The organism is Paenibacillus sp. 1-8, from assembly GCF_056316205.1.
This window is the reverse complement of the sequence record NZ_CM149995.1, coordinates 4706675-4728380: the sequence shown is the minus strand read 5'-3', so window position 1 is coordinate 4728380 and position 21706 is coordinate 4706675. Positions and strand designations below refer to the sequence as shown.

Below are 21706 nucleotides of genomic sequence, written 5' to 3'. Positions count from 1 at the left end.
TAAGGAATCCGACAGCCTAAAAATAAAACAAGTTATTGAGGAGGAATTGTTCAAATGGCAAAGGCTAAGTTTGAACGTAACAAACCGCACGTTAACATCGGTACTATTGGTCACGTCGATCATGGTAAAACTACTTTGACTGCTGCAATCACAACTGTATTGTCCAAAACTTACGGTGGTGCTGCTGTAGCATTCGACCAAATCGATAAAGCTCCAGAAGAGCGCGAACGCGGTATCACAATCTCCACAGCACACGTGGAATACGAAACACCTAACCGTCACTATGCACACGTTGACTGCCCAGGTCACGCCGACTATGTTAAAAACATGATCACTGGCGCTGCACAAATGGACGGAGCGATTCTGGTTGTATCCGCAGCTGACGGCCCAATGCCGCAAACTCGTGAACACATCCTGTTGTCCCGCCAAGTAGGCGTTCCTTACATCGTTGTATTCCTGAACAAATGTGACATGGTTGAAGACGAAGAGCTGTTGGAACTGGTTGAAATGGAAGTTCGTGACTTGCTGAGCGAATATGACTTCCCAGGCGACGACACTCCAATCATTCGCGGTTCCGCTCGTGAAGCTCTGCAAAACCCAGAGGGCGACTATGCTAAGAAAATCGTTGAAATGTTCGAAATAATCGACACTTACGTCCCAACTCCAGAACGCGACACTGAAAAGCCTTTCCTTATGCCTGTCGAGGACGTATTCTCCATCACAGGTCGTGGTACAGTTGCTACAGGCCGTGTAGAGCGTGGTACTGTTAAAGTGGGCGACGAAATCGAAATCATCGGTATTCAAGAAGAATCCCGTAAATCCGTAGTAACAGGCGTAGAAATGTTCCGCAAATTGCTTGACTCGGCTCAAGCTGGCGATAACATCGGCGCATTGCTTCGCGGTGTAGATCGTGCACAAATCGAGCGTGGCCAAGTATTGGCTAAACCAGGTTCTGTTAAACCTCATACAGAATTCTCTGCTCAAATCTACGTTTTGACTAAAGAAGAGGGTGGACGTCACAAACCTTTCTTCACTGGTTACCGTCCACAGTTCTACTTCCGTACAACTGACGTAACTGGTATCATCACTTTGCCAGAAGGTTCCGAAATGGTAATGCCTGGTGACAACATCACAGTTACTGTTCAACTGATCAACCCAATCGCTATCGAAGAAGGAACTAAGTTCTCTATTCGTGAAGGTGGACGTACAGTTGGCGCTGGTGCGGTAGCAACAATCACCAAATAAGAGGCTTTGGCCTTTAAATAAAGCAACATTGTACTGGAACGAGTAACATTGTATTGGAACGGAGCTAAAGGAAGCCCCCGCCCTGGTGCGGGGGCTTTTCTCTTGAATAAATCGCGAGCTGCGATTGCAATTGTATCTTTTGAAAATAAGATACATTGTTTTTTCGTTTTTGCTTGCAATAGGCAGAACTATTAGATATAATAACTAATGTTGTTTGTGACTGTGCGATGATGTGAGAGGTTACTGACACACCCGGCCCCTTTGCCATGGGAGGGATGTCGGAAAATTTTCACGGAGTATGTCCGATACCAAATTGGGCGATAGAAGGAGGGACTAAAATGGCAAAGCAAAAGATTCGTATTCGTTTGAAAGCTTACGACCACAGAATTCTTGATCAATCCGCTGAGAAAATTGTTGAAACAGCTAAACGTTCGGGCGCAGGTGTATCCGGACCAATTCCGCTGCCAACTGAAAAACAAATCATTACTATTCTCCGTGCGGTACACAAGTACAAGGATTCCCGGGAGCAGTTCGAAATGCGCACACATAAGCGTTTGATCGACATTGTTAACCCGACTCCACAAACTGTGGATGCCTTGATGCGCTTGGACCTGCCGTCCGGTGTAGATATCGAAATTAAATTGTAATTTGTGATTAGGAAAAGAAAAGAGGTGTCAACATGAAAGGTATCTTAGGAAAAAAACTCGGAATGACTCAAGTGTTTACCCCTGAAGGTAACGTACTTGCTGTTACGGTTATCGAAGCGGGCCCTTGTGTTGTTCTGCAAAAGAAAGATCTGGAAAACGATGGATACGAAGCTATTCAACTCGGTTTCTCTGATAAAAAAGAAAAAAGATCCAACAAACCTGAAGCAGGACATGCGAAAAAAGCAAATACTGCACCTAAGCGCTACGTTCGTGAACTTCGTGGCATCGACCTTGCTGCGTACGAGGTTGGCCAAGAACTGAAGGCTGATGTCTTCACAGAAGGCGAATTCGTTGACGTAACAGGTATTTCTAAAGGTAAGGGTTTTGCCGGCGTTATCAAACGTTGGGGACAAAGCCGCGGACCAATGGCACACGGCTCGCGTTACCACAGAGGTCCAGGTTCGATGGGCTCCATTCAAGCTAACCGCGTTCCTAAAGGTAAACACCTGCCAGGACACATGGGGCATGAAACGGTAACGATCCAACGCCTTGAAGTTGTTAAGATCGATACAGAACGTAATGTATTGCTCGTGAAAGGCTCCATTCCAGGACCTAAAAACAGCTTCGTTAAAGTACTAGAAACGGTGAAAAAATAAACAACTGAAGAAAGGAGGAACACGAAATGCCAAAAGTAGCACTTTTCAATATTAGCGGCAGCCAAGTTGGCGAAATTGAATTGAACGACGCAGTATTCGGTATCGAACCGAATAAACACGTTCTTCATGACGCTGTTGTTATGCAATTGGCTTCCCTGCGTCAAGGTACTCACAAAGTAAAAGGACGTTCTGAAGTACGTGGTGGCGGACGTAAACCTTGGAAACAAAAAGGTACTGGCCGCGCTCGTCAAGGTTCGATCCGTGCACCGCAATGGGTTGGTGGCGGTACTGTATTTGGTCCGACTCCACGCAGCTATGCTTACAAATTGCCTAAAAAGGTTCGTCGCTTGGCGATCAAATCGGCTTTGTCTTCCAAAGTGATTGAGAATGAAATCATTGTATTGGACGCTCTTACACTGAACGGACCTAAAACGAAAGAATTCGCAGCCATTTTGAACAACCTTAAAGCTGACCGTAAAGCATTGATCGTAGCTCCTAGCTATGATGATAATGTGGCTCTGTCCGCTCGTAATATTCCTGGTGTGAAGTTTGTATCCGCAGACGGCATTAATGTTCTTGACGTGCTTGGACACGACAAACTGATCATTACGAAGGAAGCAGTTCAGAAGGTAGAGGAGGTGCTCGCGTAATGAAGGATCCTCGTGATATTATCAAACGTCCGGTAATCACCGAACGTACGGCTGGTATGATGAATGACTTGAAATACGTTTTCGAGGTAGACATTCGTTCCAATAAAGTCGAAGTTAAAAAAGCAATCGAAGCGATCTTTAACGTGAAAGTAAGTAACGTAAACACGCTTCGTGTTCCTGCAAAACCAAAACGCTACGGCCGTCATTCCGGCTATACGAGCGAGTGGAAAAAAGCGTTCGTAACGCTGAGTAAAGACAGTAAGCCGCTTGAGTTTTTTGAAACGGTATAATTGAAACTGTAAAGTAAGGAGGGAAACTCAGTGCCAATTAAAAAGTATAAACCGACGTCCCCGGCCAGACGTGCTATGTCTGTATCTACTTTCGAGGAGATCACGACTAATCAGCCCGAGAAATCGTTGCTGGCGCCTCTGAGCAAGCAAGCTGGACGTAATAACCAAGGTAAAATTACGGTTCGTCATCAAGGCGGCGGACACAAACGTAAATACCGTATTATCGATTTCAAACGTAACAAAGATGGAATACCGGGCCGCGTTGCTACGATCGAATATGATCCAAACCGTACGTCCAACATCGCACTTATCCACTATGTGGATGGTGAAAAACGTTACATCATCGCTCCTAAAGGCTTGAAAGTAGGGGACGAAGTGGTATCCGGCGTAGGTTCCGATATCAAAATCGGTAACTCTTTGCCTTTGGAAAACATTCCAGTAGGTACGGTTATCCACAACATCGAATTGAAACCGGGCAAAGGTGGTCAACTCGTTCGTGCTGCCGGTACGGAAGCCCAGCTTCTTGGTAAAGAAGAGAAGTATGTAACAATTCGTTTGACTTCTGGTGAAGTTCGTCGCGTTCTGAAAGTTTGCCGCGCTACAATCGGTTCTGTTGGTAACGAAGACCATGAATTGGTGAAGATCGGTAAAGCCGGACGTAGCCGTTGGTTGGGACAACGTCCTGAAGTTCGCGGTGTTGTTATGAACCCTAACGATCACCCACACGGTGGTGGTGAAGGTCGCGCTCCAATCGGACGTAAATCTCCGATGTCTCCATGGGGTAAACCAACCCTTGGTTACAAAACACGTAAAAAAGGTAAAGCATCTGATAAATACATCGTTCGTCGTCGTACTAAGTAATAAGACGTGCGCTTAAGTCGCACGTTAACATATTAAGGAACGACAACGTTTTAACGAAGGGAGGATTCATACATGGGTCGCAGTCTCAAAAAAGGACCATTCGTTGATGGTTACCTGCTGAAAAAAGTAGAGGTTTTGAACGAATCGGACAAAAAAGTCGTGATCAAAACTTGGTCCCGTCGCTCTACGATTTTCCCACAATTTATCGGACATACGTTTGGTGTATACGATGGTCGTAAACACGTGCCAGTATACGTAACGGAAGATATGGTCGGACACAAATTGGGCGAATTCGCTCCAACACGTACCTATAAAGGCCATACGGATGACGATAAGAAAACAAGAAGATAATCAACACAGCGTAGTGTTTGAGAGGAGGTAAACTCAATGGAAGCAAAAGCACATGCTAAATCCGTACGGATTTCCGCTCGTAAAGTTAAACTCGTTATCGATTTGATCCGCGGTAAGCAGGTTGGTGAGGCGATTGCAATTCTTCGTCACACTCCGAAATCCGCTTCTCCGGTCGTTGAGAAGCTGTTGAACTCTGCTATTGCAAATGCAGACCACAACTACTCTTTGGACGTGAACAAGTTGGTAGTATCGCAAGTTTTTGTAAACCAAGGTCCTACAATGAAACGGTTCCGCCCGCGTGCAATGGGTCGTGCAAGCCGCATCAATAAACGCACCAGTCATATTACTCTGGTGGTATCTGAAAAATAAGGAGGGAAAACGTGTGGGCCAAAAGGTAAATCCCGTCGGACTCCGAATCGGTATTATCCGTGATTGGGAATCCAAATGGTATGCAGGCAAAGATTTCGGTGATCTTTTGCTGGAAGACGTTAGAATTCGTGAACATCTGAAAAAAAGATTGAAAGATTCCGCTGTATCCCGTGTTGAAATCGAGAGAGCAGCTAACCGCGTCAACGTAACGATTCACACTGCGAAACCTGGTATGGTTATCGGTAAGGGTGGTTCCGAAGTTGAAAACTTGCGTAATGAAATCACTAAAATCGCAGGCGGTAAAAAGGTACACATCAATATCTCTGAAATTAAAAATCCTGAGCTGGATGCAATCTTGGTTGCTGAGAGCATTGCACAACAATTGGAACGTCGCGTTTCTTTCCGTCGTGCTTTGAAACAAGCGATCCAAAGAACTATGCGTTCCGGAGCAAAAGGAATTAAAACTCAAGTAGGCGGACGTCTTGGCGGTGCCGAAATCGCTCGTTCCGAAGGGTACAGCGAAGGAACAGTTCCACTGCATACGCTTCGTGCTGACATTGACTACGGTACAGCGGAAGCTCATACTACTTACGGCCGTATTGGCGTAAAAGTATGGATCTATCGTGGAGAGGTTCTTCCTCCAGCTAAGAAACAAGCTCCTCAGGAAGGAGGCAACTAATCATGTTGGTACCAAAACGCGTAAAACATCGTAAGCAACAACGTGGTCATATGAAGGGTCGTGCAAAAGGCGGCACTACACTGAACTTTGGTGAGTATGGTTTGCAAGCTACTGAACCTGCATGGATTACTAACCGTCAGATCGAAGCTGCTCGTATTGCGATGACTCGTTACATCAAACGTGGTGGTAAGGTTTGGATTAAAATTTTCCCTGACAAACCAATTACTCAGAAGCCTCTTGAGGTTCGTATGGGTAGTGGTAAAGGTAACGTAGAAAAATGGGTTGCAGTAGTGAAACCAGGTAAGATCATGTTCGAACTTGCTGGTGTTCCGGAAGAGATTGCTCGTGAAGCAATGCGTCTTGCCGCTCACAAACTGCCAATCAAAACTAAGTTTGTGAAACGTGAAGAATTGGGTGGTGAAGCAAATGAAGGCTAGTGAATTTCGCAACCTAACCACTGCTGAAATTGAACAAAAGATCTCTGGGTTCAAAGAAGAACTCTTTAACCTTCGTTTTCAACTCGCTACCGGTCAGCTTGATAACCCGACTCGGATCGGCGATGTACGTAAGGAAATTGCTCGTGCTAAAACCGTGATCCGTGAAAGAGAACTTGGGATTAGCTAAGATATCAGACCGGGTGGAGATTCCGCCTGTAATTAGGAAGGAGGCCAACAATGAGCGAACGTAATGCCCGTAAAGTGTTAGTTGGTAAAGTAGTCAGCGATAAAATGGACAAAACGATTGTGATTGCTGTAGAAACTTACAAAAAACATGATCTCTACCATAAACGTATCAAAGTAACAAAGAAATTCAAAGCTCATGATGAAAACAACACCGCACAAATCGGTGATACTGTTAAAATCATGGAAACTCGCCCTTTGTCCAAAGACAAAAACTGGAGACTGGTCGAAATCATTGAAAAAGCTGTTATAATTTAATGTAGTGTAGTTTTTCCGAAAGGAGGATAAATAAATGATTCAACCATTTACACGTTTGACTGTAGCTGACAATTCCGGCGCGAAGGAACTGATGTGTATCCGTGTGCTCGGTGGTACGGGACGTCGTACAGCTCAAATCGGTGACCTGATCGTTTGTTCCGTAAAACAAGCAACACCAGGCGGCGTTGTCAAAAAGGGTGATGTAGTAAGAGCGGTTGTCGTTCGTACTAAACGTTCTATCCGCCGTAAAGACGGTTCCTATATCGGATTTGACGAGAACGCAGCAGTGGTCGTTAAAGAAGACAAGAGCCCACGTGGTACTCGTATTTTCGGACCAGTTGCTCGCGAACTTCGTGACAAGGACTTCATGAAAATCGTTTCCTTGGCTCCGGAAGTGATCTAAATTCACCTTAAAATGTGCCTGTAGGAGGTGTACGAAATGCCAAAAGTGAAAAAAGTTCTGGAATCCCATAACAACAAGCTGCACGTCAAAAAAGACGACACTGTTCTGGTGATTACTGGTAAAGATAAAGGTAAAAAAGGTCGCGTTATCGCTGCTTACCCTCGTCAAAACCGTGTGCTTGTGGAAGGTGTTAACATGATTAAAAAACACCAAAAGCCTAATCAGTTGAATCCACAAGGCGGCATCATCGAGAAAGAAGCTCCGATTCACGTTTCCAACGTTATGCACATTGATCCGAAGAGCGGAAAAGTAACTCGTGTTGGTTACAAAGTATTGGACAACGGAAAAAAAGTGCGCATTGCAAAACGTTCTGGCGAAGTGATCGACTAATTAATTTTCAAAGAAAGGAGGTCTATGATTCATGGCAACAACAAGAATGAAAGAGCGTTTCTTGAAAGAAATCACTCCTGCCTTGATGCAGAAGTTTAGTTATACATCAGTAATGCAAGTGCCTAAAATCGAGAAAGTTGTAATCAACATGGGTGTTGGCGACGCGGTCCAAAACTCCAAAGTGCTCGATTCGGCTGTGAGCGACATGCAGTTGATCGCTGGTCAAAAACCAGTAATCACTCGCGCAAAAAAATCTATTGCAGGTTTTAAATTGCGTGAAAACATGCCGATCGGTGTTAAGGTAACACTTCGTGGCGAGCGTATGTATTATTTCTTGGACAAATTGTTCAATATCACGCTTCCTCGCGTACGTGACTTCCATGGTGTTTCAACAAAAGCTTTCGACGGACGTGGTAACTACACGCTTGGTCTGAAAGAACAATTGATCTTCCCGGAAATCGAGTACGATCAAGTTGATAAAGTTCGCGGTATGGACATCGTTATCGTAACGACTGCCAAAACTGACGAAGAGTCCCGTGAGCTTCTGACTCAACTGGGCATGCCTTTCGCAAAGTAATGTTGGCATAACGTTTTGGGCGTCTGATATAAGAGACACCCTGTTCTCCGAAACTATTTAGGAGGTGTCAGGCTAAGTGGCAAAAACTTCAATGAAAGTCAAACAACAACGCACACCAAAGTTTAAAGTTCGTGCTTATACTCGTTGCGAGCGTTGTGGTCGTCCACATTCGGTACTGCAAAAGTTTAAGATCTGCAGAATTTGCTTCCGTGAATTAGCTTATAAAGGCCAGATTCCTGGCGTGAAAAAAGCAAGCTGGTAAAAAGTCCTGTTTGGGAAGGAGGTTTATACACAATGACTATGTCTGATCCAATTGCAGATATGCTTACTCGTATTCGTAATGCGAACACAGTTCGTCACGAAACAGTAGAAATGCCTGCATCTACAATGAAAAAACAAATCGCCGACATCCTGAAACGTGAAGGATTCATTCGTGATGCGGAATTTGTTGAAGATAGCAAACAAGGGATCATCCGTGTTTTCTTGAAATACGGTGCAAATAACGAACGTGTTATTACAGGTTTGAAAAGAATCAGTAAACCAGGTCTTCGTGTTTACACGAAGAGCAACGAAATTCCACGCGTTCTGGGTGGACTCGGGATCGCGATCATTTCGACATCCAAAGGTATTATGACCGACAAAGAAGCACGTCAGTCTAAAGCCGGCGGAGAAGTGGTTTGCTACGTTTGGTAAGATAACGTTTAAAAGATAGGAGGTGCAACAGATATGTCCCGTATTGGTCGTAAGCCAATCACAGTACCAAGTGGTGTTGACGTAACTTTGAACAACACAGCGATCACAGTTAAAGGTCCTAAAGGAACATTGACTCGTGAGCTTCATAAAGACATGTCCGTTACTGTGGAAAACAATGAAATCAACGTAATTCGTCCTTCGGACAACAAACTTCACCGCTCTTTGCATGGAACAACCCGCAGCGTTGTCAACAACATGGTAAGTGGTGTAACTGAAGGATTTTCAAAATCTCTGGAGCTGGTTGGGGTCGGATATCGTGCAAGCAAATCCGGAGATAAAATCGTTCTGAACGTTGGATACTCTCACCCGGTTGAAATCACACCGGAAGCGGGCATCGAATTCGAAGTTCCTTCGAACACTAAAATCATCGTTCGCGGAATTGATAAAGAGCGTGTAGGTGCCTATGCTGCTAAAATTCGTTCCGTTCGTGAACCTGAGCCGTACAAAGGTAAAGGGATTAAATACGAAGGCGAGCGCATCATTCGTAAAGAAGGTAAAGCCGGTAAGAAGAAATAAGTTTCTTACCGACTTTGTGCGGTCTTTCTGCTGGAAAGACTTCGTACTTCTTTTTTACCCAGTGCGTCTTAGTATAAAGCTTTAAAAGGCAAACTGAAGGGAGTGAAAACTTAAGATGATTACAAAACAAGATAAAAATAAAGCACGTGTCAGAAGACATCTGCGTGTACGTAAGAAAATCGAAGGTACGGCTTTGCGTCCTCGTTTGAACGTATTCCGTTCTTCCAAACATATCTACGCACAATTGATTGATGATGTAGCTGGTGTAACATTGGTATCTGCATCCACTATGGATAAAGAACTGAGCAGTGAGATCAAAAACGGTGGTAGCGTAGAGGCAGCTCGTAAGGTTGGCGAACTCGTTGCTAAACGTGCAAAAGAAAAAGGTCATGCTAACATCGTATTTGACCGTGGTGGATACTTGTATCATGGACGGATTCAGGCTTTGGCTGATGCAGCTCGCGAAGCAGGCCTTGAATTCTAAGACATTTCTCAAAAGGAGGTTAACGACTTGCGTGTAGATCCGAACACTTTGGAACTGACTGAAAGAGTAGTAAATATTAATCGTGTAGCTAAAGTTGTCAAAGGCGGACGCCGTTTCAGCTTTAGTGCTCTGGTAGTAGTAGGCGACGGTAACGGCTGGGTAGGCGCCGGAATCGGTAAAGCTGGCGAAGTACCTGATGCGATTCGCAAAGGTATTGAAGATGCTAAGAAAAACTTGGTTCACGTTCCGCTCGTAGGAACAACTATTCCTCACCTTGTTACAGGTAAGTTCGGTGCTGGCCGGGTTCTGTTGAAACCGGCATCGGAAGGTACTGGAGTTATCGCTGGCGGTCCGGTTCGTGCTGTACTGGAACTTGCTGGTGTAGGTGATATCTTGACAAAATCTCTGGGTTCTTCGAATTCCATGAACATGGTCAATGCGACATTGGAAGGTTTGTCCCGCTTGAAACGCGCTGAAGAAGTTGCAAAATTGCGCGGCAAATCCATCGAAGAGCTGCTGGGCTAAGGAGGGAATGTCATGGCGAAATTAGAAATTACCCTCGTTCGTTCGTTGATCGGTCGTCCTGGTACTCAAAGAACGACTGTTAAAACGCTCGGCTTGCGTAAAATCAACCATAAAGTAATTCAACCCGACAATCCAGCGATTCGCGGGATGATCAATCAAGTTAGCCATTTGGTTTCTGTTAAAGAAATCGAGGCATAGGAAATAAAGCATTTTAACAATAATCAAGGAGGTGCAACGAACGATGAAGTTACATGAGCTTTCCCCAGCTCCAGGCTCCCGCAAAGAACGTAAACGTTTGGGTCGTGGTCCTAGTAGCGGTACGGGTAAAACTTCTGGTCGTGGTCATAAGGGTCAAAACGCTCGTTCTGGCGGTGGTGTACGTCCAGGCTTCGAGGGTGGTCAAAACCCACTGTATCGTCGCTTGCCTAAACGCGGTTTCGTAAATCCTACTCGTAAAGAGTATGCGGTTTTGAATATCGAAGATTTGAACAGTTTTGCAGCGGGTACAGAAGTAAGCCCTGAGTTTTTGCTGAACAATGGCATTGTGAAAAACGCGAAATCCGGAATTAAAATTCTGGGTAACGGTGAAATCACTGTAAAATTGACAGTTAAAGCGAACAAGTTCTCTCAATCTGCGGTAGAGAAAATTGAAGCTGCCGGCGGTAAAACCGAGGTGATCTAATGTTCAAGACCCTGAAAAATATATGGCGGGTTGAGGATCTTAGAACCCGAATCCTGTTTACCCTGTTTATACTTTTTGTATACCGTATTGGCTCCTTCGTGCCGGTTCCCGGCGTGAACAAGCAAGTCTTTACTTCTCAGGATCAGGCAGGAAGCGAGTTGTTTGGACTCCTTAATACCTTCTCAGGGGGCGCTTTGTATCAGTTCTCGATCTTCGCCCTCGGGATTATGCCATATATTACAGCGTCTATCATTGTACAGTTGCTGTCAATGGACGTTATTCCGAAACTTGCGGAATGGGCTAAACAAGGAGAGCATGGTAAAAAGAAGTTGGCTCAACTTACACGGTATGGTACGGTAATACTGGGCTTGATTCAAGCATTCGGAACGTCGATCGGCTTTAATCGACTGTATGGTGCAGCGATGATTCCAGGAGCCACTTTTGCAGATTATCTGGTAATAGCTATTGTGCTTACAGCAGGAACTACGTTCCTTATGTGGCTAGGCGAGCAAATTACCGAAAAGGGAATCGGCAACGGTATCTCTATCGTTATCTTTGCAGGGATCGCGGCAGGTATTCCAAGACATATTCGGACGGTTGTAGAATCCCAGTTTATTCAGGCAGATCAACTGTTTATGAATATTCTGAAGGCAATTATTATTGCCTTGGTGATTATTCTGATTATTGTGGGTGTTATCTACATCCAGCAAGGTATTCGGAAAATCCCGGTACAATACGCCAAACGTGTAGTTGGTAACAAAATGTACGGTGGCCAGAATACGCATATTCCGATGAAAATTAATGCGGCAGGCGTTATTCCGGTAATCTTTGCGGTATCATTGCTGCAATTCCCGACAATTATTGCGAGTTTTTGGGCAGATCATGCTTGGGCGAAGTGGATTACCACTTACTTGTATTATGACAAGCCGCTGGGTATGGTTTTGTATGTCGTAATGATTATCGGTTTCACATTCTTCTATACCTTTGTACAGATGAATCCGCAGCAAATGGCCGACAACATGAAGAAAAACGGCGGTTATATTCCGGGAATTCGCCCGGGTAAAGCCACGGAGAAATACCTGACACGAGTAATGTCACGTTTGACAATGACAGGAGCTTTGTTCCTGGCAGTCATATCCGTATTGCCGGTATTCTTCGGTTCGCTTTCGGGCTTGCCTCGTTCCGTGCAAATTGGCGGTACTTCATTGCTCATCATTATCGGTGTAGCATTGGATACGATGAAGCAGATCGAAAGCCAACTGATCAAACGCCATTACAAAGGCTTCATCAACAAATAGGCAACAGGTTCCGGCTTAGGATGTTCGCATACTTACCGGCACCTTTTGTGCTGTTTCTTGTGTAGGGGTCGTCTTGAGGAGTGACAGATTGTGAATATTTTAATCATGGGCCCTCCGGGGGCTGGTAAAGGTACACAAGCAGATGTCATTGTGAAGGAATTCGGCATTCCTCATATCTCGACAGGTGACGCATTTCGCCTGGCGATGAAACAGGGAACACCTATTGGCATTAAAGCCAAGGAATATATCGACAAGGGTGAACTTGTTCCGGATGATGTAACGATTGGCATCGTTGAAGAGCGGCTGCAACAGCCGGACTGTAAGAAAGGTTTCTTGCTGGACGGTTTTCCTAGAACTTTGGCTCAGGCTGAAGCCTTGGATCAAATTTTGGGTCGTTTGGATACGAAGCTTGATGATGTCATCAACCTGAAAGTGGATCGTGACAAATTGTTGGTACGAATCACAGGACGGCGAGTTTGCAAAATCTGTGGAACTAGCTATCATGTTGTCTTTAATCCTCCAAAGGTTGAAGGCATTTGCGATAAAGATGGCGGGGAGCTCTATCAGCGCCCTGACGATAACGAGGATAGCGTAAGAACACGACTTGACGAATATAGTAATAAAACAGCACCACTCCTCACGTTTTATGAGAACCAGAATCTTCTGCGTCATATTGACGGAGAACAGGATATTGATGTGGTTTCCAAAAATATCGTGTCCTTGTTGCGGGGTTAGCTGTAATGATCATTTGCAAGTCGGGGACGGAATTAAGCTTTATGAGGAAAGCTGAGAGAGTGGATACGGAAACGAATCATTCCTTGGTGGAACACATCGAGCCCGGTATGACGACCGGTGAACTTGATCATTTAGCTGATCGGTATATTCGCAGTCAAGGAGCTGTGCCGTCTTTTAAAGGTTATAACGGTTTTCCTGCCAGCATTTGCGCTTCAGTCAACGAACAACTGGTGCACGGATTTCCCGGCAAACGCAAGTTAAACAAAGGCGATATCATCGCGAAGACTCGCCAGTTTACAATGTCGCATGCCATTCGGCAATATATTGAGAATCCAAACCGTGGTATTCCCGAACAGGGGCCGAGGCTGAAAACCGGCATGGTGCTGGCTATTGAACTCATGGTTCATATAGGTTCTCGCCATGTGGGGGCGCTGGAAGACAACTGGACGGTCGTAACGGTGAACGTGGCCTCTCGTGCTCGTAACGAGCAAGCGGTGACGGTCACAACGGACGGCATGGACATTTTCACGAAACTGAGTGCGTAGGTGATTTGAATGATTCAGCAAGGAAACCTGCAAATCGGTCAGCTGGTGAAGATTCTGAAAGGCAGAGATGTCGGACAGATTGCGGTTGTCGTTTCTATAGCGGACAGCAGGTTTGTATATATTGCGGATGGGGACAAACGAAAGTTTGATCAGTCGAAGAAGAAAAACGTTCTTCATCTGATGCCTCAGCCCAAGATTAGTAGCGAGGTTGTAAACAGTTTAAACGAAAGCGGTCGGGTGACAAATGGAAAGCTGCGTCATGCAGTGAAAACTTTCTTGGAGTCGTCCGAATACCAAGCTGAAGAGAAAGGAGACTGACTTTGGCCAAAGAAGATGTCATTGAGGTTGAAGGTACGGTAATCGAGCCACTGCCGAACGCTACGTTCAAGGTAGAGCTGGAGAACGGTCATCAAATTCTTGCACATGTTTCCGGAAAACTGCGGATGCACTTTATCCGTATTTTGACAGGCGACAAGGTGGTTGTACAGTTATCGCCTTACGATTTAACTAAAGGCCGTATTACGTACCGCAAGTAATTCATGCAGGTTTAATTAAACGTACGTCATTTTAAAAAAAACTTGTTTTGCTCGGCAAAACGATGTGAATGTTCATGAAGCGAGTTTTACCAGGGTAAAGCTTGGAGGAGGTAATCAACATGAAGGTAAGACCTTCTGTAAAACCTATTTGCGAGAAATGCAAAGTCATTCGCCGTAAAGGGAATGTAATGGTTATTTGCGAAAATCCGAAACACAAACAAAAACAAGGTTAATAGAAGGGGGTGTAGCGTAAAATGGCTCGTATAGCTGGTGTGGATTTGCCACGTGACAAACGCGTTGAGATCGCCTTGACTTACATTTTCGGAATCGGTAAAACGACTTCTCAGAAAATTTTGAAGGAAACAGGCATCAGTGCAAACACGCGTGTTCGTGATTTGACTGAAGATGAAGTGAGCAAATTACGTGAAACGATCGACAAAGAAGTTAAAGTAGAAGGCGATCTGCGTCGTGAAATTTCCTTAAATATTAAACGTCTGACTGAGATTGGCTGCTACCGTGGTGTTCGTCACCGTCGTGGATTGCCTGTTCGCGGACAACGTACCAAAACTAATGCTCGTACCCGCAAAGGTCCTCGTCGGACTGTAGCGAACAAAAAGAAATAAGAAGGGAGGATAACATTCAATGGCTAAACCGAAAAAAGTTGTACGTACAAAACGCCGTGACCGTAAAAATATCGAGACTGGCGTGGCACACATCCGTTCCACGTTCAACAACACGATCGTTACGATCACAGATCCACACGGTAACGCAATCTCTTGGGCCAGCTCAGGCGGCATGGGATTCCGTGGTTCCCGTAAATCTACTCCATTCGCAGCGCAAATGGCCGCAGAAACTGCTGCTAAAGCTGCAATGGAACACGGCATGAAGACTGTCGAAGTCATGGTTAAAGGACCAGGCGCAGGACGCGAAGCAGCAATCCGCTCTTTGCAAGCAGCTGGACTGGAAGTTAACCTGATTAAAGACGTAACTCCGGTACCTCATAACGGATGCCGTCCTCCAAAACGTCGTCGCGTCTAATGAGATTTCTCCTCTGCGTGTAGTATAAATCCGGCACAAACTGCCAAGAATGGATGTTTAGGTATACTGCATGATAGACTATGGATAAGGTGAATGTTTCATATAGGAGCGACGTTTTGAAGGAGGGATATTGCAGTGATAGAAATCGAAAAGCCGAAAATTGAGACGGTAGACGTCAATGATGATGGCACCTATGGAAAATTCGTAGTAGAACCGCTGGAACGCGGGTACGGTACGACGCTAGGAAACTCGCTTCGCCGTATTCTGTTATCCTCGTTACCGGGGGCAGCAGTGACATCGGTTCAGATCGATGGAGTTTTGCACGAATTTGCAACGGTTCCCGGTGTGAAGGAAGACGTAACGGAGATCATACTGAACCTGAAAGCTTTATCGCTTAAAATCCACTCGGATGAAGAGAAGGTACTCGAAATCGATGCGGAAGGCGAAGGAGTTGTAACGGCAGGAGATATCCGTGCGGACAGTGATGTGGAAATTCTTAATCCGGATCTTCACATTGCTACGCTCGGACCGGGTTCGAGACTTCACATGCGTATTTTCGCCAATCGCGGTCGCGGTTACGTTAAGCAGGATCGGAATAAACGTGATGACCAGCCGATCGGCGTCATTCCCGTCGACTCCATCTACACTCCGATTTCACGCGTGAACTATGGCATAGAAAATACGCGTGTCGGCCAGGTTACGAATTATGACAAGCTGACACTTGAGGTTTGGACTGACGGAAGTATTCGCCCTGAGGAAGCAGTAAGCCTTGGAGCAAAAATTTTGACCGAGCATGTGATGTTGTTCGTGGGTCTAACCGACGAAGCAAAAGATGCGGAAATTATGGTCGAAAAAGAAGAAGACAAGAAAGAAAAAGTTCTTGAAATGACGATCGAAGAGCTGGATCTTTCCGTCCGTTCCTATAACTGCCTTAAGCGCGCTGGTATCAATACGGTACAAGAACTCACTACTAAATCTGAAGAAGATATGATGAAGGTCCGCAACCTGGGTCGCAAATCTTTGGAAGAAGTACAAGAGAAGCTCGAGGAACTTGGTTTAGGACTTCGTACGGAAGAATAGTACAGCAACGTTTTTGTGAAGGAGGGGAAACTACATGGCATACCAAAAATTGGGCCGTAACTCCAGTGCCCGTAAAGCTTTGTTTCGTGATTTGGTAACCGATTTGTTCTTGTACGAGCGTATCCAAACTACTGAGGCTAAAGCGAAAGAAGTTCGTTCTATTGCTGAAAAACTGATCACCAAAGCGAAAAAAGGAGATCTGCACGCACGTCGTCAAGTGGCTGCGTTCGTTCGCCGTGAAACTTTGGATGGTGAGCAGGATGCAATCCAAAAGCTGTTTAGCGAATTGGCTACACGTTACACCGAGCGTCCAGGTGGATACACTCGTATCCTGAAATTGGGACCTCGTCGTGGCGATGCCGCTCCAATGGTATATCTGGAACTGGTTGACCGCGCGTAAACAGGCGAAGATGAGGGAAGGGTGGACAGAATCAGCTTGATTCTGAACAACCCTTTTTTTCTCTTGGAGGAGTCCTTGAGGGGCTTCTCCTTTGTTATGTACGGTTATTCCTTAAGGCCAGTGAATACCCCTGCAAAGGTGTGAGAAACATGCGGAACTTGTGCATGAAGGTGAACTATGACGGAACCCGCTATGATGGCTTTCAGACGCAGCCCAGTGGTAATACCATTCAGGACTATCTTGAAAATGCTATTTACTCATTGACGGGCGAACGTCTTAAAATCACAGGCTCAGGCCGCACAGACGCAGGTGTACATGCATATGGACAGGTATTCAATTTTCATACTGAATCACCGATCCCGATACAGCGCTGGTGTCTGGCACTCAATGCCTGGCTGCCTCGTGATATCATCGTTACGGATGCGAAAGAGGTGCCGTTGTCCTTTCATGCACGCCGTATGGCGAAGCGGAAGACGTATCGGTACAGCATTAATGCGAACCGGTTTCCGGACATCTTTCACCGTCGTACACAGGCACATCACCCGACGGGTTTGGATATACGAGCGATGGAGGAAGGGCTGGCCCATTTGATCGGCACTTTTGACTATACATCGTTCGCATCCCGACGTTCCCAGAAAACGAATCATGTCCGCACAATTTACGAAGCCTACATGACGGTAGACCATTCCTTTTCACGTCCGGGTTCGGATGATCAGGGAATTATTCATACGTATATTACGGGCAGCGGTTTTTTGCAGCACATGGTTCGGATCATTATGGGGACTTTGCTGGAAGTGGGAGAAGGCAAAAAATCGGCGGATGATATTCCTTCCATTTTGGAGGCTAAAAATCGCTCAAAGGCCGGTCCTACGGCTGTTGGACATGCTTTAACCCTCTGGAATGTGGAGTACGACGAAAACATCAAAAAACATTGATTTTACCCTTGCAGAATTGATGGTTATCCTGTAATATAAAAGTTGTGTTTTCTTAATGGCTTTCCCACAGCCCCAATTAAGACGATCACTTTCAAACAACATCTAATCCATCAATAATGCAGCAACTTAACGAACGAAGATAAATGATGATTTCTGTTAACGAACTTAAGGAGGAAACTTTTCATGCGTACTACGTATATGGCGAAGCCAAATGAAGTTGAGCGCAACTGGCACATCATTGATGCCGAAGGCAAAACGCTCGGCCGTCTGGCAAGCGAAGCGGCTGCGTTGATTCGCGGCAAACACAAGCCACAGTTTACACCACATGTGGACACAGGTGATTTTGTTGTTGTAATCAATGCGGAGAAAATCGTATTGACTGGTAAGAAAATGGAGAACAAAAAATACTATCGTCACTCCCTGCATCCGGGTGGTCTGAAAGTAACGGTTGCACAAGACATGGTTAAGAACAAGCCTGAGCGTATGCTGGAATTGGCTGTTCACGGTATGCTTCCTAAAACTCGTCAAGGCGAGAAAATGAAGCTGAGACTTAAAGCTTACAAAGGCACAGAGCATCCACATGCAGCACAAAAACCTGAAGTTTACGAACTTCGCGGATAATTAAAAGGGAGGACAGTTTCATGGCACAAGTACAATACTATGGGACAGGTCGTCGTAAACATTCGGTAGCTCGTGTTCGTCTCGTACCGGGTGAAGGACGCATTGTCATTAACAAGCGTGATATTAATGAATATTTCGGTTTGGAAACACTCAAACTGATCGTAAAACAACCATTGAACCTGACTGAAACAGTAGGTAGCTATGACGTACTCGTTATTGCTCATGGTGGTGGTATCTCTGGTCAAGCAGGCGCAATTCGCCACGGTATTTCCCGTGCTTTGCTGAAAGCAGATCCGGAATTCCGTCCAGCTTTGAAAAAAGCAGGCTTCCTGACTCGTGACCCACGTATGAAAGAACGTAAAAAATATGGCCTCAAAGCCGCTCGTCGTGCACCACAGTTCTCGAAACGTTAATATTTCGAATACAGAAGAACCTTTTCCTTATGGAAAGGGTTCTTTTTTTGCTGTTATAAATATTTTTTGAAAATATCCACATGTCGATAAGTGCTACAACTGCACTAACTAGAACCTTTGATTCATCCTCAACCCATGATGTAACCAGATAGTAAAGTGTAGGAATGAATTATAAACCCGTATGGACACAAAATAACCGCCTTGATTGCAAGGAACACTCGAAGATGTCCACGTTGTGATCAAAGGCAGTTATGTTATGCACAATCGTATTTGTTTATTTCAAATTCAGTTTACCCCGTTGTGTTCATAACCTGTGACTAAATACAACAAGAAGTGAATACTCAACATACTTCCGTATAATCGTCTTAGCTTAGCGCAGTTACACGTCTATAGTTCGGTTTCCACATGAGTTCACGAAGAGACTGCTCTATATGATCTGGTTTGACACTGGCTGTGCCGTCCTGTATAGCTGCTTTGGCCACGGCTAATGCTACAGCAAAGGATACCTCTTTCAGCTTGTGTACACTGGGGAGAAGGGCGCTTCCTGGCTTAGTGCTGTCCACCATCTCGGCTACAGCATTTGCAGCGGCGGTAAACATACCTCCAGTGATCGTCTTGGCCTGTACTGCAATCGTGCCAAGCCCCAATCCTGGGAATACAAATGCATTGTTCGATTGTCCAATCTCATAAACCGTCCCTTCATAGGTGACAGGCTCAAAGGGGCTTCCAGTAGCGATAAGCGCCCTACCTTGTGTCTAGCGGATCAGATCCTCTGGAATTGCCTCTGCGAGCGCTGTAGGGTTAGACATAGGCATAATGATAGGCCGTTCAACGTGGTTGGCCATTTCTTTATAATTTTATCCGAGAAAGCACCGTGGACACCTGAGGTGCCGATCAGTATAGTGGGCTTAATCTGACGAATAACCTCAAGCAGAGTAATTTTACCGTCATCGGACCGTGCCCATGAACGTACTTCCTCTTCGGAACGTAGATAGGGCTTTTGAAAATCGAATATATTCTCCATCCCCTCTGTTAACAGCCCTCGGTAATCATAAGTCCAAAAACGTTGGCTGCTTTCCTTCTCAGATAGACCTTGCTTCATCATAGCATCTCGAATCTGGTCGGCATTTCCAATTCCTGCAGCACCGGGGCCAAAAATAAGAATACGTTGCTTCTGCAACGGAATTCCCGTCACCTTTAACGCCGAAATAACAGCTGCTAATGTAACCGCACCTGTTCCTTGTTTGTCATCATTAAACGTAAGAATATGTTCTCCGTACTTTTCCATAATATTGCGGGCGTTAACATTCCCCATATCTTCCCAATGAAGGAGTGCCTTCGGGAACTGTCCCAATGTATGCTGTACAAACGCATCAATAAAACGGTCATACTGCTCTCCACGCACCCGCTGTTGTCGATTACCGATGTAGAGAGGGTCTTGTAGCAGTTTTTTATTGTTCGTCCCAACATCTAAAACGACAGGTAGCACACGCCCCGGATTAATACCAGCTGCCGCTGTATACACCGCTAACTTACCTATGGCGATGTTAATGCCTCCCACACCCCAATCCCCGATACCGAGTATGCTTTCGGAGTCAGTAACCACGATTAAGTCTACATCGTCAGCGCTCAATTACGTGTTGACAAAAGCCTGTGCGATGCCATCCACATTATTAATGGAAAGATATACCCCACCGGGACGTTGATACTCATGGCTGTATTCCTGAATAGCTTGACCTACGGTTGGTGTATAGACAATCGGAAGCATTTCGCTCAGGTGATCCGTAAGGAGACGATAGTATAAGACCACATTCCGATTATACAAGTCATTCAACGAAGCATTCTTACGCAGCGTGGTTGGTTGAGCGAGAAACTGCTTGTACGCACGTTCGGCCTGCTCTTCCAAGGTCAGGACCGTCGGAGGCAGTATACCTTCAAGCCCCAACTCCTTCCGTTCATTCGGTGTAAAGGCGACACCCTTGTTTAAAAGCGGATTGGCGAGTACATCTTTTCCTTTGAGCGGAGTAGCGAGCGAACCGTCTTTGTTGACGTAAAAGGCTTCCATTCAAGCGAACCTTCTTTCTATGACTAATTACTTTTAGTTACCAAGTAACTTTAGGATGATTTCCAAATGTATTGTATAAGAATATTTTATATAAAGTCAATGAACTTGGTCGGATGCGGAGGATAGGGTTATAGAATGCTTACAGGGCAACGATTCTGCATTTTTAGGGCCAAAGATTGTATGCATAAGGACCAATCCCTTGGATTGACAATGAATATGAAAGTTTTATACTATATTTATTCTTATTAGTTTAGTCGGTATTGGGATGCTGGAATTTATTTATGAATCTTCATATGGAGGCGCATTGATAATGAACTTGTTGGAGAAAGAAGAGTTGATCAAGGTCAAGGCAATTGAGCTGGAAGAGGCTACGCCTGAGGAAATTATTCAGTATGCTGTTCATACGTTTCCGAATCTTACCTTTGCTTGTAGCTTTGGGGCGGAGGATGTAGTGCTTGTAGATATGCTGCAAAAAATTAGTCCCTCCAGTGATATTTTTTATTTGGACACTGACTTTCATTTTCAAGAAACGTACGATACGCGTGATCAGATGAGGGAAAAATACAACATGGATTTTGTGCGGGTATCTCCCTTAATTACTCCGGAAGAGCAAGCGGCCAAGCATGGAGAAGAGCTTTGGAAATCAGATCCCAACACATGCTGTGGTATACGTAAAGTAGAGCCGCTGACACGTATTTTATCGCAATACGATGCATGGATTACCGGGATCCGCCGAGATCAGGCTCCTACCCGTGCAAATGCAAAAAAGATAGAATATGACGAAAAATTCGGTCTCGTTAAATTCAACCCGTTGGCGAGCTGGACATCAGAGGACGTGTGGAACTATATTCATACACATAAAGTGCTGTATAATCCGCTACATGATCGTAACTATCCCAGCATTGGTTGTGAGCAATGTACGCGTAAAGTCCTTCCAGGCGAAAATCCTCGTGCTGGTCGCTGGTCAGGCAGTGAGAAAACGGAATGTGGACTCCATCAATAACGATAAACAAGTAGCTGTCAA

Annotated in this window: 36 protein-coding genes and 1 pseudogene; 36 read left to right on the top strand and 1 reads right to left on the bottom strand. The window is 45.2% G+C overall.

The features are described 5' to 3' along the window. The first annotated feature begins 54 nt into the window (after positions 1 to 54). From tuf to rpsI, 35 genes are all read left to right on the top strand, one after another. Positions 55 to 1245: an elongation factor Tu gene (tuf, locus tag AC0WRU_RS21865; RefSeq protein WP_134912310.1), complete on the top strand. Its 1191-nt coding sequence runs from the start codon at positions 55 to 57 to the stop codon at positions 1243 to 1245. 338 nt (positions 1246 to 1583) lie between these two features. Further along, the gene (rpsJ, locus tag AC0WRU_RS21860; protein WP_005544556.1) at positions 1584 to 1892 is read left to right on the top strand and encodes a 30S ribosomal protein S10; all 309 of its coding nucleotides are present in this window, start codon (positions 1584 to 1586) and stop codon (positions 1890 to 1892) included. A gap of 32 nt (positions 1893 to 1924) precedes the next feature. Then, positions 1925 to 2548 carry a 50S ribosomal protein L3 gene (rplC, locus tag AC0WRU_RS21855; protein WP_013312161.1) on the top strand — a complete coding sequence of 208 codons (624 nt, stop codon included), beginning with the start codon at positions 1925 to 1927 and terminating at the stop codon, positions 2546 to 2548. A 26-nt stretch (positions 2549 to 2574) separates the two neighbouring features. Continuing rightward, positions 2575 to 3198 (top strand): 50S ribosomal protein L4, encoded by a 624-nt coding sequence (rplD, locus tag AC0WRU_RS21850; RefSeq protein WP_025685937.1) that lies wholly within the window; start codon positions 2575 to 2577, stop codon positions 3196 to 3198. Next, entirely contained in the window at positions 3198 to 3488 is a 291-nt protein-coding gene (rplW, locus tag AC0WRU_RS21845; RefSeq protein ID WP_013312159.1) for a 50S ribosomal protein L23, read from the top strand. Before rplD ends, rplW begins: the two co-directional genes overlap by 1 nt. Before the next feature lie 30 nt (positions 3489 to 3518). Beyond that, positions 3519 to 4349 (top strand): 50S ribosomal protein L2, encoded by an 831-nt coding sequence (rplB, locus tag AC0WRU_RS21840; RefSeq protein ID WP_025685936.1) that lies wholly within the window; start codon positions 3519 to 3521, stop codon positions 4347 to 4349. 72 nt (positions 4350 to 4421) lie between these two features. Beyond that, on the top strand, positions 4422 to 4700 hold the full coding sequence (gene rpsS / locus AC0WRU_RS21835; protein ID WP_025685935.1) for a 30S ribosomal protein S19: 279 nt from the start codon (positions 4422 to 4424) through the stop codon (positions 4698 to 4700). Positions 4701 to 4736: 36 nt separating this feature from the next. Next, positions 4737 to 5069: a 50S ribosomal protein L22 gene (gene rplV, locus AC0WRU_RS21830; protein ID WP_013312157.1), complete on the top strand. Its 333-nt coding sequence runs from the start codon at positions 4737 to 4739 to the stop codon at positions 5067 to 5069. 13 nt (positions 5070 to 5082) lie between these two features. Further along, on the top strand, positions 5083 to 5748 hold the full coding sequence (rpsC, locus tag AC0WRU_RS21825; protein WP_014278312.1) for a 30S ribosomal protein S3: 666 nt from the start codon (positions 5083 to 5085) through the stop codon (positions 5746 to 5748). 2 nt (positions 5749 to 5750) lie between these two features. Further along, positions 5751 to 6185 (top strand): 50S ribosomal protein L16, encoded by a 435-nt coding sequence (rplP, locus tag AC0WRU_RS21820; RefSeq protein WP_007432576.1) that lies wholly within the window; start codon positions 5751 to 5753, stop codon positions 6183 to 6185. Continuing rightward, positions 6175 to 6372 (top strand): 50S ribosomal protein L29, encoded by a 198-nt coding sequence (rpmC, locus tag AC0WRU_RS21815; protein ID WP_014278310.1) that lies wholly within the window; start codon positions 6175 to 6177, stop codon positions 6370 to 6372. The genes rplP and rpmC overlap by 11 nt, the downstream gene beginning before the upstream one ends. Before the next feature lie 50 nt (positions 6373 to 6422). After that, positions 6423 to 6686: a 30S ribosomal protein S17 gene (gene rpsQ / locus AC0WRU_RS21810; protein ID WP_025685934.1), complete on the top strand. Its 264-nt coding sequence runs from the start codon at positions 6423 to 6425 to the stop codon at positions 6684 to 6686. A gap of 34 nt (positions 6687 to 6720) precedes the next feature. Beyond that, positions 6721 to 7089 (top strand): 50S ribosomal protein L14, encoded by a 369-nt coding sequence (gene rplN, locus AC0WRU_RS21805; protein ID WP_007432573.1) that lies wholly within the window; start codon positions 6721 to 6723, stop codon positions 7087 to 7089. A gap of 36 nt (positions 7090 to 7125) precedes the next feature. Continuing rightward, positions 7126 to 7479 carry a 50S ribosomal protein L24 gene (gene rplX, locus AC0WRU_RS21800; protein ID WP_013312155.1) on the top strand — a complete coding sequence of 118 codons (354 nt, stop codon included), beginning with the start codon at positions 7126 to 7128 and terminating at the stop codon, positions 7477 to 7479. A gap of 31 nt (positions 7480 to 7510) precedes the next feature. Beyond that, positions 7511 to 8056 (top strand): 50S ribosomal protein L5, encoded by a 546-nt coding sequence (gene rplE, locus AC0WRU_RS21795; protein WP_025685933.1) that lies wholly within the window; start codon positions 7511 to 7513, stop codon positions 8054 to 8056. A gap of 76 nt (positions 8057 to 8132) precedes the next feature. Then, on the top strand, positions 8133 to 8318 hold the full coding sequence (locus AC0WRU_RS21790) for a type Z 30S ribosomal protein S14 (protein WP_013312154.1): 186 nt from the start codon (positions 8133 to 8135) through the stop codon (positions 8316 to 8318). Positions 8319 to 8350: 32 nt separating this feature from the next. Further along, on the top strand, positions 8351 to 8749 hold the full coding sequence (gene rpsH / locus AC0WRU_RS21785) for a 30S ribosomal protein S8 (RefSeq protein WP_014278308.1): 399 nt from the start codon (positions 8351 to 8353) through the stop codon (positions 8747 to 8749). Between the two features lie 33 nt (positions 8750 to 8782). Then, positions 8783 to 9325 carry a 50S ribosomal protein L6 gene (rplF, locus tag AC0WRU_RS21780; RefSeq protein ID WP_014278307.1) on the top strand — a complete coding sequence of 181 codons (543 nt, stop codon included), beginning with the start codon at positions 8783 to 8785 and terminating at the stop codon, positions 9323 to 9325. 115 nt (positions 9326 to 9440) lie between these two features. Next, the gene (gene rplR, locus AC0WRU_RS21775; RefSeq protein WP_025685932.1) at positions 9441 to 9809 is read left to right on the top strand and encodes a 50S ribosomal protein L18; all 369 of its coding nucleotides are present in this window, start codon (positions 9441 to 9443) and stop codon (positions 9807 to 9809) included. A 27-nt stretch (positions 9810 to 9836) separates the two neighbouring features. Further along, entirely contained in the window at positions 9837 to 10334 is a 498-nt protein-coding gene (gene rpsE, locus AC0WRU_RS21770) for a 30S ribosomal protein S5 (RefSeq protein WP_013312151.1), read from the top strand. 12 nt (positions 10335 to 10346) lie between these two features. Beyond that, on the top strand, positions 10347 to 10532 hold the full coding sequence (gene rpmD / locus AC0WRU_RS21765) for a 50S ribosomal protein L30 (protein WP_014278305.1): 186 nt from the start codon (positions 10347 to 10349) through the stop codon (positions 10530 to 10532). 43 nt (positions 10533 to 10575) lie between these two features. After that, positions 10576 to 11016 carry a 50S ribosomal protein L15 gene (gene rplO / locus AC0WRU_RS21760; RefSeq protein WP_013312149.1) on the top strand — a complete coding sequence of 147 codons (441 nt, stop codon included), beginning with the start codon at positions 10576 to 10578 and terminating at the stop codon, positions 11014 to 11016. Then, positions 11016 to 12314: a preprotein translocase subunit SecY gene (secY, locus tag AC0WRU_RS21755; RefSeq protein ID WP_025685931.1), complete on the top strand. Its 1299-nt coding sequence runs from the start codon at positions 11016 to 11018 to the stop codon at positions 12312 to 12314. The genes rplO and secY overlap by 1 nt, the downstream gene beginning before the upstream one ends. A 90-nt stretch (positions 12315 to 12404) precedes the next feature. Continuing rightward, positions 12405 to 13049 (top strand): adenylate kinase, encoded by a 645-nt coding sequence (locus AC0WRU_RS21750; protein WP_134912318.1) that lies wholly within the window; start codon positions 12405 to 12407, stop codon positions 13047 to 13049. Positions 13050 to 13054: 5 nt separating this feature from the next. Next, positions 13055 to 13594: a M24 family metallopeptidase gene (locus tag AC0WRU_RS21745; protein WP_476126276.1), complete on the top strand. Its 540-nt coding sequence runs from the start codon at positions 13055 to 13057 to the stop codon at positions 13592 to 13594. A gap of 9 nt (positions 13595 to 13603) precedes the next feature. Continuing rightward, on the top strand, positions 13604 to 13912 hold the full coding sequence (locus tag AC0WRU_RS21740; protein ID WP_134912322.1) for a KOW domain-containing RNA-binding protein: 309 nt from the start codon (positions 13604 to 13606) through the stop codon (positions 13910 to 13912). Positions 13913 to 13914: 2 nt separating this feature from the next. Continuing rightward, on the top strand, positions 13915 to 14130 hold the full coding sequence (gene infA, locus AC0WRU_RS21735) for a translation initiation factor IF-1 (protein ID WP_006212898.1): 216 nt from the start codon (positions 13915 to 13917) through the stop codon (positions 14128 to 14130). A 119-nt stretch (positions 14131 to 14249) separates the two neighbouring features. Next, positions 14250 to 14363: a 50S ribosomal protein L36 gene (gene rpmJ / locus AC0WRU_RS21730; protein WP_003333770.1), complete on the top strand. Its 114-nt coding sequence runs from the start codon at positions 14250 to 14252 to the stop codon at positions 14361 to 14363. Between the two features lie 21 nt (positions 14364 to 14384). Next, positions 14385 to 14753, top strand: coding sequence for a 30S ribosomal protein S13 (gene rpsM / locus AC0WRU_RS21725; RefSeq protein WP_007432560.1), 369 nt, complete (start codon positions 14385 to 14387; stop codon positions 14751 to 14753). A 19-nt stretch (positions 14754 to 14772) separates the two neighbouring features. Then, the gene (gene rpsK / locus AC0WRU_RS21720) at positions 14773 to 15168 is read left to right on the top strand and encodes a 30S ribosomal protein S11 (RefSeq protein WP_013312144.1); all 396 of its coding nucleotides are present in this window, start codon (positions 14773 to 14775) and stop codon (positions 15166 to 15168) included. A 135-nt stretch (positions 15169 to 15303) separates the two neighbouring features. Then, positions 15304 to 16248, top strand: coding sequence for a DNA-directed RNA polymerase subunit alpha (locus tag AC0WRU_RS21715; RefSeq protein ID WP_014278300.1), 945 nt, complete (start codon positions 15304 to 15306; stop codon positions 16246 to 16248). A gap of 34 nt (positions 16249 to 16282) precedes the next feature. Beyond that, positions 16283 to 16648: a 50S ribosomal protein L17 gene (gene rplQ / locus AC0WRU_RS21710; RefSeq protein ID WP_013312143.1), complete on the top strand. Its 366-nt coding sequence runs from the start codon at positions 16283 to 16285 to the stop codon at positions 16646 to 16648. A 149-nt stretch (positions 16649 to 16797) separates the two neighbouring features. Continuing rightward, on the top strand, positions 16798 to 17583 hold the full coding sequence (gene truA, locus AC0WRU_RS21705; protein WP_476126275.1) for a tRNA pseudouridine(38-40) synthase TruA: 786 nt from the start codon (positions 16798 to 16800) through the stop codon (positions 17581 to 17583). A gap of 183 nt (positions 17584 to 17766) precedes the next feature. Further along, positions 17767 to 18204 (top strand): 50S ribosomal protein L13, encoded by a 438-nt coding sequence (gene rplM, locus AC0WRU_RS21700; RefSeq protein ID WP_025685926.1) that lies wholly within the window; start codon positions 17767 to 17769, stop codon positions 18202 to 18204. A gap of 20 nt (positions 18205 to 18224) precedes the next feature. After that, on the top strand, positions 18225 to 18617 hold the full coding sequence (gene rpsI / locus AC0WRU_RS21695; RefSeq protein ID WP_013312140.1) for a 30S ribosomal protein S9: 393 nt from the start codon (positions 18225 to 18227) through the stop codon (positions 18615 to 18617). Between the two features lie 365 nt (positions 18618 to 18982). On the opposite strand, the pseudogene AC0WRU_RS21690 reads toward rpsI, so the two are convergent. Next, positions 18983 to 20682: pseudogene (locus AC0WRU_RS21690) on the bottom strand (NAD-dependent malic enzyme). 310 nt (positions 20683 to 20992) lie between these two features. On the opposite strand from AC0WRU_RS21690, the gene AC0WRU_RS21685 reads away from it, so the two are divergent. Beyond that, a complete protein-coding gene (locus AC0WRU_RS21685) occupies positions 20993 to 21685 on the top strand; it encodes a phosphoadenylyl-sulfate reductase (protein WP_476126274.1) in 693 nt (230 codons plus the stop codon). Positions 21686 to 21706: the final 21 nt, after the last annotated feature.